This window comes from Mesorhizobium sp. M0296, assembly GCF_040321675.1.
In the GTDB taxonomy this organism is placed as follows: Bacteria; Pseudomonadota; Alphaproteobacteria; order Rhizobiales; family Rhizobiaceae; genus Mesorhizobium.
This window is the reverse complement of the sequence record NZ_JAMYRZ010000063.1, coordinates 1-17,606: the sequence shown is the minus strand read 5'-3', so window position 1 is coordinate 17,606 and position 17,606 is coordinate 1. Positions and strand designations below refer to the sequence as shown.

The window sequence follows — 17,606 nt, the reverse complement described above, 5'->3', positions numbered from 1 at the left end:
AACATCGCAATTCCCCCGTTTCAGAACCGCCTCACACCAAGGCAACCATTCGAATTCTGGCGAACCCTTCTAGGTCACGATCCACAATGGGATCTCCCATAGAAGATCACTTTCTAAGCATAACTATTTCACAACTACATCTGCGGAACATACGGCCAGCAAGAACGTAATTTTTTGTCCGTTCAGCTCGGCCGTGTATGCATAATTCCAGATGTAAAAGCGCTTGCCCTGCGCGTCTTTGGCAACCCGATGCAATACACCCACAAAGCCGCCTTTCGATACTGTACCGGCAATGTTCGCAAGCTTGATCCGCCCTGCGTCACCGCTTGAATTGATAAGCTGAATCGCAACATCCGCCGCCAAGCCCATCCAAGCCGCGGGAGCAACAATTCCCAATGTTGTGCTGAACCATCCTGGTATCGATTCGCCCGCATTCGCATTTAGCCAACCTTGAAGGTTTTTCGCACCCGCATCGTTCAGTTTCGTAGACGCGGCGACCACAGGTTCAGCCACTTCGATTTTTTTCAGGGCCGCGGCAGACAGAACTTTTGACATGTTCTCTGGGGCTATAGCGCCGCCGGTATGTGTCAGCGAGGGGTTAAAGTCCGGGTCGAAAAAGGTCTTGAACCCTTCGACCTGGCTGTCTGTCAGCGGGCCGCCGCAAGTGAAGCCCGCATAACTTTTTCCAATCGCCAATAACGATGCACAAGCGGCAACCAAAAGAATACGTTTTGCTTTCACCTTCACCCCCAATTTGCATAATTGCGTGTCTCTATTTTATCTCAAAGAACGGTACGCGGGCGCTGAAACGCGGTCCGGATTCCACGAAGGTCGACGGGTTGAACATGGTTTCGATCTTCACCGGCTCCTCGCGATAGGACGCCGGCATCCGGAGATCGAACTCCTCAAGGTAGACAACCATCCGCCCCGGCCCGAGCCCGCGCAGCGCGGCCTCGGGCAGGTCAAAGGACTGTGTCCACGTCATGCCGGGGTCTTTATCCCACGTCACTTTGGTCATTTCGAGCGGCAGATCGTCTCCCGGGCGCGACACCTTCCAACCTTCGAGCGGGACCGGGACGCGGACGAGGGCATTACCTTCGCCACTCTCGTGAAACACGCTTGCCCGGATTTTCGGAAGGCGCAATCCCGCGAAGAGCGTCTTAGGGTCCCAGTCTTTCGGCACAGGATCCGGCATAGGCAGTTTGTCGAATGCGAATTCCTTGATGCCGCGCGAGGCGCGGCCGCTCACCGTCACCGTCACCCGCTTTCCTGTGGCGGGCAGGGTCTTCGCACCGTCCGCGACCGGCAGAGCCTCGACGAGAACCTTGACCTCGCGCCTCGGCAGAAGCTGAATCTGGACGGTAACCGGCTCGGACGTCGTCAGCATTTTGGAAATGGAGTGCTCCTGATATCGCACAAGCCCGAAACGTACGAAGGGTTCGGACGCGCGGTTCGCCCTCAGGTCGACGTCGACGTACCATTCCTCCCGGTCGAGGTCGAAGCAGGGCTGATAGGCAATCAGCGACACGGGGAGGAATTCGCGATTATCGACGACCTCGGCCGCCGCCGCCGGGTCGGCGGGTTTTGGCGACGCCGCTTTTGGGATCGGCATCAAGGCGCTGGTCACGAAAATGGGCGCGTGCGGATTGGCACTCACGGCCCGCTCAGTCGACGTCTTCTCATCTTTAGTCGACTTTTTCCCGTCGTTTGGTTGCAGTTCCTCAACGTCGGCGAACGCGTCGCCAGGAATGAAATAGCCCTTCTGAGCGAAGTCGTCCTCACGGATAGGGTCTCCGCCCCACCGGGTGGCGTAGGCGCCTCCGGCGCCCAGATCGCGGTCGTCGAACTCCTTTAGATCCAGGTTCCGGCCGTTGACGCGCACCGTGTTGTTTTCAAGGACAGTCCAGTCGAGCTTGTCATAGTCCGGTGGCCAAAGAACGATGCCGAGACGTTCGCCCTCGCCAGAATCAAACCAGCCACGGCCAAGATAAAGCCGCGTTCTGGCGCGGCGTTCCAGGGTGTGCGTGACTGTCTCGCTGTTTTCCACCTTTCCCAAATCGCGGGTGAACACGAAGGACGGTTCGGGCCGCCGTACGTCCGGGGCCGCTGGCCTTTTGGTCGAGTTCATCCAGACTTCGATTTGCGAGGCCGCCTTCATCGCCTGTTCCTCGCGCTTCAGCGGCTGGCGGCGGAAAAGCGCTTGTTCCTTGCCTCCCACGTAACTCGGCTCCGTCTCGAAAGCGGCCGCGCCGCGCGAGACCAGAACGAGGTCGAGCGTCAGTTTGCGCGCCAAGGTGTCGGCAAATTTGTGGGGGCGCTGGATCTGCAGCAGTCTGATACGGTTCGTCCGGTCCACACCATTTTTGGGCAGCGCGATCCACTGTTCGAGCTTTGCGTTGGCGATCGCAGCGGCGAAGAGTGGCCAAAGTGCGATCTTCGTGCGTCTGCCTGCAGTTGGCGTAAAGACAAGCGATCCTGTCTTTTCCCAATCGGCCGTGTTCGGCCGAACGCGCAAGGCTTTTTGAGCCTTGCCTTGCGTCGGTACGGCATTGAACCGCAGCAGATCAGGGCCGATCGCCTTGGTGGACGGCAGATTGGCGACGGTCAAAAGCGCGACCGACTCGCGCGGCAAGGTCACAGCACCGTTCGCTTCTACTTTGAAGCCAACGACGTCGGTGGGGCGTTCGTAAACCTCGCACCCATCGCCGCGGATGCGGGTCGGCCAGCGGCCGGACCGCTTGGAGATCATGCTGCGCCCCCGGTCGAGCGCGTCGATCTGGAAACCGGCTGTCGCCACCGCAGTCGCGACGATCTGGAATGATTCGACTAGATCGAGATCGACTTCGATTTCCCCATCGAGACCGAGTTCGGTCGCACCCGCCGCGCTGTCCAGAGGAGCCTGCGGAATCGCCTTCTCGGACACTTCAAGCGGCCGGATCGTCCGCATCGTTTCGTCGCTTGAAAGCCAGGCGAGGGCGCTGGCCGAGGGCTTGTTTACGACGTGGCAGATGCGCAGCGTGGCGATAGCCGCGATTTCTTCGATCGGCCATTTGGTCTGCATGGCCTCGAGCAGCGCGGAGGCGACTATACAGCGATAGCCTTTATCGGGTGCGAGCCCGCCGCCAACGCCCGCGTAGTCCTTGAGCTTCGCCTCCAGGCAAGCCTTGCCGAGATCGTCTCCGCCCATCTTCACCAGTTCTGCCCTGGATTTGGCGTCCTGGCTTGCCCGATGCAATTGCATCGCCATGGTCTCGGGCGCGGAGAAGCGGTTGGCGAGCTCGTCCGGCGCGGGCAGGCAGCTCACCTCAAGCGTGAAATCCTCGCCCTGATACAGCCTGAACTCGACCATTTGGACCCGCACCGCCTTCATGCCCTTGGCAACGGTGTCGTTGCCTTCTTGGTCGAGCCAGGCGAGCTTTGCGGGAACACAGAGCTGCGCAATGGAGGATGGCGGCGCCGGGCGCACAGACTTTTGCCGCGTGACTTTCACGACAAGCGGCAGAGCGTGCGGGTAGGTGGTTCCGTCGTACAGTTTCACCGAAACATAATCATTGAGATAGATGTCGCTGTCCCGGACCTTTGCACGCAGGCAGTAGGTCTCGACGGCCGGGTCCGGAAGGTAGCCGACCTGGTCCTTTGTCGTCGTGTTCAGGCCGCCCGGTTCGAAGACCGGCGCGCCGCGCTGGTTTTCATCGTTGATGACTGTGCGTTGGTAGATCACACCATCCGGGTCCAGCGAGTCGAGCCTCGTGGACACCGCGACCGGAAAGCCGGTGGGAACGGGTTTGGGATCGACCTCGTCGATGGGTCTCCCATGGTTGACCCGTGGGGTGTAGGCGACATCGAGCAGACCACCCTTGCGGATATCTGCGGCTTGTGGGTTGTCGAGCTTGCCGTGGCGGGTGACCAGATCGATCGGCGCCTCGGGTGCGACGAAGACGCGGATTGTCGCGTCCAGTTTGGTGCGGTCGACCCCGCCGACATAAGCCGGCTTGATAATTTCGGCTGTGTAAAGTTCGCCCAGATTGGAGCTTTCGCTGTTCCATGACCGGACGATAGCTTCGTTGAGCGATTCGAACCCCATCGCACCATTGCGTTTCGAAACAAGGTGACGGGGCAGGAGGAGGATCGGACTGGCGATCGAATCGTGGCGGAGGAAGCGGCGGGCGACCGGCGACGTTGAAGCGGCCGGCAGCGCAGGGATGAGTGTATCGGCGGCGCTCGCGGTTTCGGCTTCCGGTGAGCCGCCGCCCAGGAAGGTCGACCGGAATCGGAAGGCGTACGGAACGCCGAAGCGAAGCGGAGGCGGTCGGAAGTCCTTCTCGGCGATGTCGGCCCCCGGCAGGTCGAGCGTGCGGGTAAAGGGAAGCCCGCTCGGCTTGGACATGGTCTCGTCGCCGCCGCGATCGGTCAGCACGCTGCCCGGCGTGCCATCCCAGAGGAAGATCGCCTCCTCGGCGACAGCTTCGTAGGTTTGCGGTTCGGCTCCCGTTTTCGGCCTAGGCATGATCCGGGCGGCGACCTGGAACGATGTCTCCTCAAGGATCCCCTTGGACTTACTTTCAAGCCTGTCCTCGACAAGAGCGCGCAGCACGGTCTCGACCGCCGCGTCGTCCTTGCCGAATCTGTAGTCGATGTAGCGGCGCATCAGGCTGCGCCAGGCGATTTTTCCGCCCTTCGACATCACGCCGACATCAAGGCGTCGTCCGATGGTGAGTTCTTCGGCATGCAACACGGGAACGGCCGCCTTCACCTTCCCCCGATTGAGCTCGGCAAGCACCATGTCGCGCGCGATCTGCTCCGACCGGCTACGATCCAGAAACGTGAAACCGCCGGTCTGATGCGCCTCGCCTCTGTCCCGCCCCAACGTCTTCGAAGCGACGGATCGGCGTACGTCGAGCGAGGAAAGTTCGAAGCGCGGCCCGCTGCTCTCCTGGGAGGTGTGTTTCCAGAAACCGTCCTCCTGCTCGACGAGCGGCGGAAGACGCTTGTCCGGCGAATGCTTGTTCCGCGCGGCAAACACCGAAAGGGGCCAGAAGCCCTTCCCGGTCTTCGCCGCCGCCGTCGCCACTTGTGGCCCGGGCGCAGCGCCACCCTCGAAGCCGACGGCCAGATGATAGTGACCCGCTGGGAACGCTTTCGCATCGGCCTCGAAATCGAGAGCAAGGCAGAAAAGGCGCGACAGGATCGGATCGCCCTGCAGCGCGAAGAACACGCCGCGGATCGTCTGGAAGGCCTCTTCCTTCGCGTCATCGTATTTCGGCAAGTCCGGAACGGCCGGCTTCGTCACCTTCTCTTTTCCATCCGCCGCTTTCTGCGTTTTCCCGGTGTACGCGAGTCGACGCTGGAGCCATGCGCCGTAATCCTGGGTCGCACGGCGCACATTATGCGCCTTCTCGGCCTCGCTCGGATGCTCGTTGATCACCGGCGGAGCGACGACGAGTTCGCAGGGGGGAACGATATCGGGCCGCGGCGCCTTCGTTACTTGCGGATCGCCCGGCTCCGGCTGCCTGCCTGCGATCGCGTCCGCAATGTCCCCGTAGGTCTTGGCTGCGTAGGCGCGTTCGCTATCGGTGGCGTTGATCACGTCGTCGAACCGCGCTTGCGGGTCGACAACCTCGGTCTCCTCCGCTCCACGCTCATCGAGAATGGCGAACGGCCCGGCATACTGCTTGGCGAGCACGCGTGCGGCGCGCACCGTCTCCTCCTCGACAGTTAGATCGCTTTGCCGCACCGGGACGATCGCGTTGACCGAGAGCTTGTCGGTCGATCGGGGCGGCTCAGCGGTAATCGAACCGTCCTTGGCCAGGGTGCGTGACCCGCTAAACTTGCGATCGGGCTTCCCGCCGTGCTTTTCGCCGTACACGGAGTCATGGATGTCCTGCGCGAGCCTGGCCCAGCCATCCGGGAGCGTGGTCCTTGCGAGGGCCGACTTCCAGAGCCCGTCGATGAGCGCCCATCCCTTCGCATCCTTGTACGCTCCGCGATAGCGCGGCTCGATGGCGACGCGCTTCCAGCCGCTTGCTCCGCCGATCGGTGGCGGCTCGTCCTTTGCGATCTCGCGATACCAGAGCGCGAGTTTCGGAAACGGAGTTGTTCCCGTGCGCAGCGCCTCGGCCATCCGGCCCGGCCAGGTGCCGAGTTCGAATGCTCCGGAGGCCGTCGCAGCCGCCTCAGGCCGCAACGGCGTGGCGATCAGCGTCAGAAAAACCTTCTCGCCCGAAGGATCGGAGCCGTTGGCGACGACACGGAACAGCGGTTTGACGAGGGAGTCGCTCACGGGAAGAACTCCTTGGTCAGCTCGGTGTCGAAGTAAGTTGCGTAGGTTTGCCAGGCACGCGACGACTGGCTGGCCGCGATGACGAGGTCGACCGGGACGTTCTCGGTCGACGCCGTGGTCATGGGGTCAATGCCGGATTCGGTCGCGGCGAACCGCGTCCCATCACCCGGACCGAGCGCCGCAGCCTTCGCATTGCCGATCGCATTTTCCTTCTTGTAGGCAGTGATCGAATAATCATAGTCGGCGATCCCCAGCGAGAACGAGAACGAATAGATCGCCTCGCCGTACATCGCGCCGCCCTCGGCCGTGCCCAGGCGGACATAGAGCGACGTGGCGAAGTGGAAAATCCACAGGCTGGCCGAGCCGCCGGCGAAAAACGTGCCGTAGACCTCCGTCGTCTTCTTGCCGTCGGCCTTGATGATCCGGACGAACACGCCGACCTGAATGCGGCAGCTCGCCTCGAACGGGCCGTAGCCGATCGCCGCCCCACCGCCATATTCGAAGGAGGCCTCGAAGCCCCTTATACCGTTCGCTGCGGCGTAGATCGCGAAGTATCCCGATCCGACAAAGGGAAAAACGCCCATGGTAAATGGCGAAAGCCGCCGCCCGAGCGAAACTTTAAAGAGCGATTCCTGGTCACCAAACGGAAGCTCGGCCGAGACGTTCAGCGACACGTTGAAGAAGGATGTGGCGCCGACCCCGATCGTGCCGAGATCGATCCCGTAGCCGACCTCGATCCCAGCCCCTCGCGTCATCGGCTGTATGAACGCGCCGCCGCCCTTGGGTGAGAGAAAGCTTTGCAGCTTCTGTGCGAATTCGAGGTCCTTGCCGATGACGAAATCTTCGTAGACGACGTCGAACCGCGCGCTCTTGTTGTCGGAAACGGTGAAGGCCGCGCCGCCGAACTTCAGTCGCAGCGCGTCGACGATGCCCCCAATCAGGAAGATTTCGAACGGCCCGATGCTCGCCGTCGCGCCGAATTCGGACGTTTTCTGGAGAAGATCGATCGTCGCCCGCAGAGCGATGCCAAAGGGGGAGCCGGGGAGCGGCCGGAAAATGGCCGTGGGGCCTGCATCCGTGGTGACGATCGAGCCGAAATCATAGCTCAGATTGACCTTCGTCGGGATGAGGCTGGCGATGGCGTCCTCGATCTGATCGCGAAACGCGCCGAAATCGATCGCCGCCAGCACATCGCCGCGCATCAGATTTTTGGCGAGGTCTTCGGCCTGTTTGAGGATGACGAGCGGCGCCGCCGCGCCCGACCAGCCCTTCAGCAGCGCCACCGCCCGGCGGCGAAGATTGCCGTCGAACGCCCCGCCGCTTGCGGCAAGCTTGGCCAGATCGTCCGCGACGGCCGCCTCCTGAGCGAGGCGGTCGATGTCCGGATCGATTGGTCCACCCTCGGTGGCATCCAGCACGGCTGCGCGATCGACGAGCAGCGTCTTCTGTGCGGTGGCGCCCAAGAGCGGGATGTTTCCAAGTTCGACGAGCAGCTTGTTTCTCAGATCCAGCAGCTTCGCATAGACCGACGCGAGCGGGCTGAAGACCCCGGTGGCAAGGAGTTCCTTTTCCGCGCGCTCGCGTAACCGGTCGGGAGCGCCGGCGAGCCGGTCGCGCAGCTTACGCCATTCGCGCAGCGCGCCGGCCTCTAGATCGCGCAGCTTACTCTCGACATCCCGATAGCTGCCGGAGACCGCGTTGGAAGCGAACAGGTTGCGCGGCGTCTTTCCCTTGCCGAGCGGGGCATCGAGGAGGGCGACCAAGATCGTCTTTCCCGCCGTAGCTTCGATTTTCTCCGGAAGTCGAAGCCCGGCATACCCCTTGATGTGTTCGCCAAGATCGACAATCGCCTGCCTGAGAGCTTTGGTCTCCGGCTCGATCTGCAAGCCTAGACTCGCCGCGGCGGCCGTTATCTTATCCAGGCCTTGGAGCAAGATGTTCAGCGCGGCGACGCCGCCGGCCGTCGTGCCGTCTAACAGCAGGAGAGCGAAATCGACGACGACCCTAAGGTCCTCGACGAGGCCCGCTTCCGCAGTGTCGAAGGCCTTTGTGGCTTCTTCGATCGCGGTTCTAACATCTTTCTCCAGATCGTCGAACAGCGAGTCCTTGATGTAGCCGTTCAAGACCGTCGCCGCGCCGCCGAGCAACGCGCCCGTGACAAGGATTTGCTTGTTGCGTTCCGCGAAGGTCGCAAGGCGCTTCGCCATGGTCTCGATGCGAACGCCCATCGTCTCGCCGAGCTGCCGCAAGCGGCGCAGGATGTCGCCTAGCGCCACCTCCAGGGCCACGCCCTTGTCCGGCGGATTGTCGAGCAGCGCATCCAGCCCGCGCGTTGCGACGACGACGTCCAGCACGTCGCCATAGAGGCCTTCGAGATCGGCGATCAGGCAGTCGCGGCGATCAGAGTGAGCGCCTTCCACTTGGATCAACGCGTCCTTGATGAAAAGGTGAAGGCGATCCGCGTCGGCTTTTCCTGTGGCCGCGGCGACCTTGTCGATATTCGTTTTCTGTTCATTGAGGATATTTTGTAGCGTGGCGAAGACCGACCTGGTTCGAGCTTCCGCAGCCTCGGTCCTCTCTTCAGGATCGATTTCGTTCCTCGCCGGATCGACGAACCCTTCCAGTGCTCGCAGCGATTTCCCCACCGCCACGAGAAGGTCATTGCTCCCGACGACGAGCGTCGAATTCTTGTCGTCGTAGATCGGCAGAGGATAAGGCTTTTCGGCCACATAATTCTCCGCCCGCAACGCTTTTACCGCAGCGATCTCCTTGGCGAGGATGGCCACGGAGCCGGCCGGCGGATTGAACCGGAACGGGCTTGCAACCTTCTGCGGAGGCGTCGCGTCCGTGGTCTTTTCCCGCAGGACCTCGCCGACCCGCGTGACGAAGCTCGACACTAGCCCTTTCTCGAGCGCCTCAAGGTCGTTGCGTATGGACGCGACGTCGACGCCCAGCACGTCCTCGGCCAAGCCAGCGGACGCGGTGAGAATGGCCTTCGGGTCGCCGCCCTTCAGCGCTTCCGCGAAAGTTTTCCCGTTGCGGAGCGCCGCGTCGACCTTCTCCAGCCCGGTGACGACGGCTTGAAGTTCATCTGGATAGCGGCCCGCGAGATTGATGGCAGCGTTCCATAGGTCGTCCTCGAGTTGCTCCTGATATTGGTCGAGGGCTTCCGTCAGCGCGAAGGCGGCAGCGTCCACGGCCTTAAGAACCGTTTCCGACGCGCCATTCACGGCATCCTTTCTGGCCAATTCCAGCGCGTCTTTGGCGCCGTCGATCGCCGTTTCAATTTTTCCGCGAATCTCTTTGAGGTAGGCTTCCCCACCCTTCTTCAGCGCCTCGCCGGCGTTATCGCCTTCGAAAAGCGCGAAAAGGGCCGCTTCAAGCGTAGGCGCCAGTGCGTCCTCGCCCGCCTTCTGGATTCCTTTGGCCAGATCGCCGGCGATTCGCTCCACTTCGACGCCAAATTCCTTGGCCTCGGTTCCCACGTTCACCAGCACAGATTTCAGGAGATCGGGAAGCGCGGGAGGAAGCGACGCCAATGGCATCAAATCGACGAGCTTCGGTACTTGGACCGGCGCGACTGCCCCCGGGGCGGCGTCTTCGAACCAGGCGAAAATCCACTTCGTGACGAACTTGGCGGCCTCCTTCTTGTCTGGATCGAGGAGGCCGTTGAACAGGGTCTCGAAGCTCTTCACGATCGAGGTAAGCTCATCGAGCGGTCTGCTCAGCGCATCGATTTTCTCTTTCAGATTGCCGGTGATAGCCGCATCGAGGCGTTCGATGGGATTGGCGGCGATGACCGCGAGACCTCGCAAAAGCTGCTTCGCGGCGGCGTAGACGGCGGCAAGCTTAGGAACCAACGCCGCCGCATCCTCGGTCGCCAGCGCGTCGTCAAGCGAGGTCTCTACTTTCTTCAGCCCGGTCTCGACCTCCGGATAGACGGCGGCGAGGCTGAGCGGATTCGTCTTTCCGATATCTTTCAGGGGTGCCTGCGCGTCGGTGACCGTCTCATCAAATTTGCGCCATTCGCGGCGCAGCATGGTCACGATCTCGCGCAAGGGAGAGAGAACGCGGGTGCGAACGTCGTTGCTGAGTGAATCGAGGTCCCGCATCGCGGCCGTGCCGTATTCGCGCACCTCCCGCAAGATCGGAATGTCGTCCAGCGAAAGCCCGAGCAGCTTCATGATGTGCTTCAGCCGCACAGTGCCCAAAAGCCTCGCGTCCATGCTGAAGAACGATTTGACTTGCTCGATCGCCTCGCCGACCTGGTCGACAGCCGAATACGGATCCTGGTCGTCCTCGTATTTCGCCTCGTTAGTGGGCGGGACCGGTGGCTTGAGACGAGGGATGGCGTCGTTGAAGTAGGGGGCCAGCGAAACGAGCTTGCCTAGCTCCATCGCAGCCTTGAGACGGGCATCGCTCGGCCGACCCCCGCTATAGTCAGCCGCTGGTGCTTGCTGCGCATCGCCGGGCGCAGCGCTCCACCAGGTCCCTTCGTCGCCGCCAATCGGGCCTTTGCTGCGGCTGATCGCGACGATGTAGGAATTCGGCCGTGCGATGCCGCCTGACCGGTCGCCGTTGTCGCCCATGTCGAGCGATCGAATTGCGCTCAGGTCCAGGAAGATTTCCTGCGGATTGGCGTTGACACCGGTTGGTTCGGGATAGCCTTGTGGCAGTTCCTCGCCCTTGAAACCGTAGAGGACGTAGTGGCCGTCATAGTGCACTGTCACCGGTGTCGACGCGCCGCCGGTCATCCGCTCGACCCGTCCGAGCCGGATGGTGGCTGACTCCATCGCCGGATAGAAAGGCGGCTGGCTCGCTCCCTCGAGAACGCCCGTCGTCTTGAAATTTTCAAGAGCTTCCAGTTCGCCGATCCAGCTCGAGACGTTGGGCGATACCGCGCGACCCTGGGCGCGAACGACGAGCAGGTCGGTCTCGAACTGGCCTTCGCCCGCCTGGCTGTTTGGAGCATAATCGATCTTGCGCCCGGCGACCTGCATCGTGCGCGTGTAAGCCGGCCGCTTCCCGCCGACCGTGGTTTCGGCAACGATGGCGTTGTAATGTTTGCAGGCGGCGAGGACGGACTCTTCGGAGGTTGCCGCGATGTTGTCGAGGAACATCATCGGCAGCTCCGTCGCAGCGCCGTCGATAGTGACGGGAAAGCGGAACACGCCTTGATCGGTCACGTCGGTGCGCGGCCAGAATGCCAGACCGGGGGCCTTGTCGAGAAAGACGCGTCCGTTCAGACCGAACGGACGGTCGTCGCTCAATGGACCGTCGAGCGGAAACGTCGGGTCGAGAATATCGGGCGTCTTGTCGGTCGTCAGCCGAACCTTTTTGGCGCACCACTGGCGGCCGGCATGCGGCTGCCCCATGGCGCCATAAAGCTTTTCAGGATCAGCCATGCGCAGGAACATGCGCTGACGCAGGATCGCCTTGATGCCGCGAACACCAAGGTCCAGGAAGATGCGCTCAGTCAGCTTGACGAAGGACGCCTTGTGGCCGAGCGGCAGGAGATAACCCGAATAGACGACCTCGGTGCGGATATCGCGGCCGAGCACGATGTCCTGCTGCAGCGTGTCGATCGAAAAGCCTTCGAAGAGCTTGCGCCCGTAGAGATCGCTCGCCCCGGCCGAGGGCTTGAAAGCGGTCTCATGCAGGAACGAGCCGCCCAGCGCTGTCAGCGACAGCGCCTTGACATCCAGGGCCACCGGCTTGTGCAGCGCTTGATCGTCGTCGCCATCCAAAAGCGCAAAGCGTTCACCCGGCTCGATCTGGCCGGATTCGGCGATCAGGCCGCCGGGTTCCGCATCCGCCGTCGCGCCGGGAAGCCGCTTGCCGATGACCGGCAGGCCGTAGGTCGAGGTGAGAAGGACAAGCTGATGCCGATCGTAAGCGTCGAGCGACGTGCGGAAGTATTCATAGTCCTTACCCAACCCGGCGCGAAGGCTGACGCGCGCCGCGAGCCATTTGGCGAGCCGCGAGGCAATGTTTGATGGAGCCTGTTCCAGCGTTTCGTTTTCGAGCTGGTCGGGACCGATAAACCAGGGCGCATAAGGTCCGCGCGGCGGCGCGCCTTCGCCCGGAATACGAATTGCGCCCGGCGTCCGCACGGTCAGCGCCGTCGGCCTGAGATCGGGCGAGGCCACGGCGCGCAGCCCGGGTGTCTGGCCCGCTGTCTCCAGACGCACCGACCAAAGATCGTAGGGTGTGACGTTGGTGACCTCAGCCGCGACGGGTGCGCCGCCATTTTCGAGCGTCGGAACGGCATCCTCGGATACCAGAACGGGACAGGATTTTTCCTCCGAGGCAGCAAAAAGCTCTTTTGGCATGCGCCGGTTGGTACGCCAGATCGCATCCTGCGCGGTGGAGAGAATGAGACGCGCCGGAAGCTCTATCGCAGTTTCGAAATCAAGCGGCTCACCCGGCCAGGGCTTTCCCTCGCCCGTCTCCAGCGACGCGATCCGCTCACTCTTCAGCGAAGCGCGGACCTCCGCCATGCGGGCCTCGCCGGTGACGGTTCCTTCCGTGAAGCCTTGGAAGCGCATCATCGCCTGATCGCTCGGATTCTCAGCCCGATTGCCCGGGCGGGGAAGCACGCCCGACGGCAGTGTCTGGAACAGCTTTCGCGCCCGTTTCGTCACCGAGGGCTCGAAACGCGCCCAGTCGGTGAGTCCCTCGAAGGTGAAGCGGATCGGCCGAAATTTGGTATTGCCCGCCCACGTTTTCGAGACGCCGTCGCCGCTGTCGGGCAACGCTCCTGCTTCACGCGCGCCGACGCCAATCGGGGTCTCGGCGTTGATGCGGAAGGCGAGGCGGCTGCGGCCGGAAAGCCGCGCGCCCATCAGGCCGGTGGGGTGGTCCTTGCCCAGGGCCCACTGGACGAAAGCCGCGACGATCGCTTCGAACAGGGAGTCGAACAAGGGCTTGGAGCTGGGGACGGACGCGGGATACTCCGTGGGGCGATTGTTTGCGTTGAGATATTCCGCCCGCATCCAAGCTTCGGACACAGCCGAAGAGCTGTTCTTCGCCTTCATCACGGGGTCAGCGGGATCGACATATTCCTCGCGCCAGAAAGCGCGAAACACGCCGTAGAAGGGTTCTAGCGATTCCAGCACCGCCTCATTGCGAAGCGCCACTGCGAACACCGCGCGTGCGTCGCCGCCCGAATTCAGCGTTTCCAGTTGCTTGCCGGAAAGAGGACCGCCGGCTGCCGCGAGTTGCTCTGCCCGTCCGATCGACTCGTTGAGACTGGCTCTGACCCCTTGCTCGCCGTTTTCGGCCACCGCCAGTCGGGCGAGACCCATCGCGTCCGCGTCGAGCGCAAAGGGGCCGATGTAAATCGCCTGATCGTCAGGCGGCCGAGAATCCCCGACTATGTTGTCGATTTTCGCCTTGAGGGCGTCTGCCACCACCGCGAACAGGCCGCTCGAAGTTCCGGAATCCGCCTCTTTCTCGACCTTCCGCTTCCTGATCGCTTCGCGAAATTCGACCTTCTCGCGGGTCGTCTGGAGCGTAGAGAGATACTCCAGGATCGCCTCCCGGTTGCCCGGCTTCCCGTCCGCAAGCTTTTCCAGTTCCACGTCGGGCAGAGCCGGCGTCTCCGGCAGGAAGATCGCCTCTTCCAGAACGTGTTGGGGATCAAACTCCGCGACCAGAAGCGGGCGGCTGTCCTGGACCTCGCCATCTTCGCGCACGCGCAGCCGGCCATCGTCGCGCGCGGGACGGACGGTCGGCTCGGGGCCGTAGTGCAGAGCCAGATCGTTGAAGCGGAACTTGAGCTTCATCAAGTCATAGTCGCGCGCGCAGGTGAGTGCGGCGCGCGACAGATCGAGCACAGCGAGCGGCAGCGCGGGCGGGGTCGCTGCGCCAATCCACACATAGCTCGAGGCAAGAGGGAGCGGATGCTCCCCGCCCGGCAGCTCCTTAATTGGAGCACCATCCTCATAGACCAGACGAATTTCTGTTGGCTGGAAGGTGAGCGCGCTGAAGCTGACGTCGGGAAGAGAGGTGGCCGCGCCACGCAAGGTTAGATCGATATGCGCCCGCCGGATGATGACGACGCGTCCCGGAACCGGATCCCGGTCCGCCAAAGCGTAGATCGAAGCCCGCGGCGCGCCGGCGCGATCGCCATTGGCGACCTGGAAGAAGCGGACCAACGCGTTATCCTCGGCCTGTCGCGGTTTGACGGGCTCTCCCTCCACCGGCGCGACGCACTTGTCGCCAGGCTTTTTGGCGCTGGCGTCGCCAACCGCGACGGACTCGACCGTGGGGTTGTTTGCAGGCGGGGGCGCGGGCATTGCAGGGTCGTCTTTGTCCAACCCCAGGTCGAGCACCGGACGGGCGACGGTCAACGCGCCGACCGGCGTGTCTATCCGTCCCAGCGCATCTTTGCTCTTGTCGTCGGGGACTAGGGTCGTAGCCGCACCCAAAGCCTCGCCCCACACCACGCTTCGCACCTTGACCGCGACGCTGCGAGCGCCTGGCGTGATTGTCTCGGTAATAGTCAAGGCTCCGGCGGCAATGTCACCTGCGATCGTTTTCTTGTCGGCCCCGCGGATAGTGATGGCGGCGCGCGTGACGCTCAGCGCGCACACGGTCTGGAGGACATCGGGCAGAAGGGGGGCCCTGCCGACGATGACATCGAGCCCGATTTCGCTTCCTGTCTCGGGTACGACCACAATCGCATGGCCGTCCTTCGCTCCATAGACATAGGACCCTGCCTCGCCGACGACGGCCAGCGATTTGGCGGCGGCCTCGCCGGAGAAATAGATCACGCGTCGAGGCTTGCGGGGCTCGACGGGTTTCTTTCCGTTCGGCGGACTGTCTCCCGGCTTAGCGGCCTCGGTTTTCGGCTCCGCCTCTTCCGAAGTGCGCCAGGCGAAATCAAGCTTGGTCGACCGCAGCTGGCCGTTATGAGCGAGCAGGACGGCTGCGCCGGCGGCCTCGATATGCCACACGAGATTGCGGTCCAGCGACACGTCGAACTGGCCGTTTGCGGGTGCGGCGCCGAGCAGGTTCCCGAACGTCAACTCCAGGGTCTTGCCGACGCGATCTGCATCGATGAACTCGCAAGGCCTTTTCCGCTTGGCGTCGACTGTCAGCTTCCCGCTAACGTCGTAGACCGTGTCGGGCGCAGCATCTGTTTCCCCCACGAAGGTCTCGAACGGAACCGAGCGGCTGCTCTTTACCGCCTCGGTGTTTCCCGTCGAGCGGAGCCAGAGGTCGGTCTCGTAGGCGATCTTCCACCGCGCCTCGGCGCCAGCCCTGGTGAAGCGCAACGACACGAAGCCGGGCTTGTAATATTTTCCATCAGGTCCTGAACGCAGCTTGCCGTCCACAGGGTCCTGACGGGTGAAGCGCATCCCATACGTGACCTTGCGGACATGAAGCACCCGCTCCAGCGGAGTATCCTGGGTCTGATGGTCGATGGCCCGGAAATCGGGCCGCGCCATGTCGAAATACGCATCCTCCCCGAATGCCGCGGCTGGAACGCTCCACACGCATCGCAGGCAGCGTTCCTCGAAGTAGGTCGGTTTTTTCGGCGCCTGATCTTTTGGCGGGGGCGGCGCATCCTGCCGGAAGCGCTTGACCTCGATCTCCTGCACGGCGACCGCGCTCTGGTCCGCGGCCACAACAAGTTCGAGATCATACCAAGTGGTTTCGTAGATACCTTCGGCGACGGCCGTTTTAGCGAACAAAGCCACTGGCGATGCGACGAGTCCGCCCAGCAGACCCCGTCGCGTCAATTTTGGGTTTAGGATTTCCTGCCACCCCACAGGCAGGCTTCGCCCTAACGACGGCCCGCCGCGCTCGCGCGAACTGGTCACGACTTCCCCCCTAGTGGTCGACGACCTAATTTATTCTTCCCACCTGTGTTGATTATTACGGCCGCCTGCGCCTTCGTCAATCCACAAAGCTCAAAATATTTATACCGTCTATTGATTTGGACGAAAGATACATGCATTTTGGAAGAGATGGGGGATTTTGGGTTCGCTTTCAGAAGCGTTCGTCAAGCTATTGCTTGCGTATGGTGGGATTAATTTCATGAGACAAGTATCATCAGGCGTCGAACTTGACCGGCTGGAGGTCCAAACGGCAGCGAGCCGCACTACCGTTCGATCTATGCATGCCGCCGAAGGAACCGGGATTGGGTCGAGATGGGAGCGTTGAGCATCTGGCACTTAGCGATCGTGCTGATCGTGATCATCGTGCTGTTCGGGCGCGGGCGCATCTCTGCCCTGATGGGAGACGTGGGAGGCGGCATCGCCGCGTTCAGGCGCGGGTTGCGCCAGGATGGCGGCGGCTCTCTCGACAGAAAGGTGACCTCAATGAAGGATGTTTCAAAGTCTGAGTAGCGTTGAAGCTTTTTGTGCAAACGCTCGCCTGCATACTCGCCGACAAACACGGGGGATTTGATGCGTCGGCTGGCGCCTCTAATCCTGCGAGTTTACATATACGTTCACCAAAGTGGAGAAGGAACAAATGAAGGCGAAGTCTCTTCTCGCCATTGTGCTCACAACTCTCCTCGGTTCAACGGGAGCGCAGGCTAGCCAGTTTGAAGTTTGGATGCGGGGTTTCATCCCCAATAAGCATGACACAAATCCAGGCTACGTGACGCTAGTTCCAAACCACGAGAACCTTACTATGATTCCAGGACCAGTGCCGCTAGTCAGCGACTGTTTTCTCACTGATCAGAGGGAGTTTTCGAATAATCCCAACGACTCTTCTCGAGTAGCGGCCTATGCAAAGTACGACGACGCCGGAAACCTAATCGATAAGAAATTCATCGAGTCGCAATCGGTCGAGGTCGATTGTGATGACGGCGACGAGGAATGTAGGAAAACTGTGGATACGTCAGCTGGCGAAATTGGCCCGGTCGCTCTCGACGATGGAAAGCTGCGCATTTCGATGATTGGCAAGGCTAGCGACGCCTGTTTTACAGGTGCACCAAACTTAGACTTTAACATGATATTCGAGATAAATGTTTCTGCTCGAACAATCACCTATTTTGGGGCAGTCGATGATTTTCCTTCGTTCGAAGCGCTGTTCAAGGTTGATGATCAACCGATCGTGACTTTGTTTCGAATACCCCCCGCTGTTGGATCCTCGGCCTTTGGGGTTCTCGGTACCCGTACCCTTGAGAGTAAGACCATAAATTTCTGATCACGCGCTTTGCTCGTCGGCCGGCCGCAGGCGATGAACAATTCGCCTTCATCACCGTGGTCAAGGACGATGACGTTGCCCCTCTGATCTAATCCGGTTTGAAGTTCGTTCTGGCCCATCGAGAGGACCAGGACATGAAACGTAGCCGCTTCTCTGAAGA

5 protein-coding genes are annotated in these 17,606 nt (G+C 61.7%); 2 read left to right on the top strand and 3 right to left on the bottom strand.

From position 1 onward, the window contains the following. Window positions 1–123: 123 nt before the first annotated feature. The 3 genes from NKI97_RS33190 to NKI97_RS33180 are packed head-to-tail and all read right to left on the bottom strand — an operon-like array spanning window position 124 to window position 15,987. On the bottom strand, window positions 124–741 hold the full coding sequence (locus NKI97_RS33190) for a hypothetical protein (RefSeq protein ID WP_352838414.1): 618 nt from the start codon (window positions 739–741) through the stop codon (window positions 124–126). 31 nt (window positions 742–772) lie between these two features. Next, window positions 773–6,280: a hypothetical protein gene (locus tag NKI97_RS33185; RefSeq protein ID WP_352838413.1), complete on the bottom strand. Its 5,508-nt coding sequence runs from the start codon at window positions 6,278–6,280 to the stop codon at window positions 773–775. Then, entirely contained in the window at window positions 6,277–15,987 is a 9,711-nt protein-coding gene (locus tag NKI97_RS33180; RefSeq protein ID WP_352838412.1) for a hypothetical protein, read from the bottom strand. The genes NKI97_RS33185 and NKI97_RS33180 overlap by 4 nt, the downstream gene beginning before the upstream one ends. Window positions 15,988–16,440: 453 nt before the next feature. Here NKI97_RS33180 and NKI97_RS33175 point away from each other — a divergent pair, with 453 nt between their 5' ends. After that, window positions 16,441–16,638 (top strand): twin-arginine translocase TatA/TatE family subunit, encoded by a 198-nt coding sequence (locus tag NKI97_RS33175; protein WP_352838411.1) that lies wholly within the window; start codon window positions 16,441–16,443, stop codon window positions 16,636–16,638. A 127-nt stretch (window positions 16,639–16,765) separates the two neighbouring features. Beyond that, a complete protein-coding gene (locus NKI97_RS33170; RefSeq protein ID WP_352838410.1) occupies window positions 16,766–17,446 on the top strand; it encodes a hypothetical protein in 681 nt (226 codons plus the stop codon). Window positions 17,447–17,606: the final 160 nt, after the last annotated feature.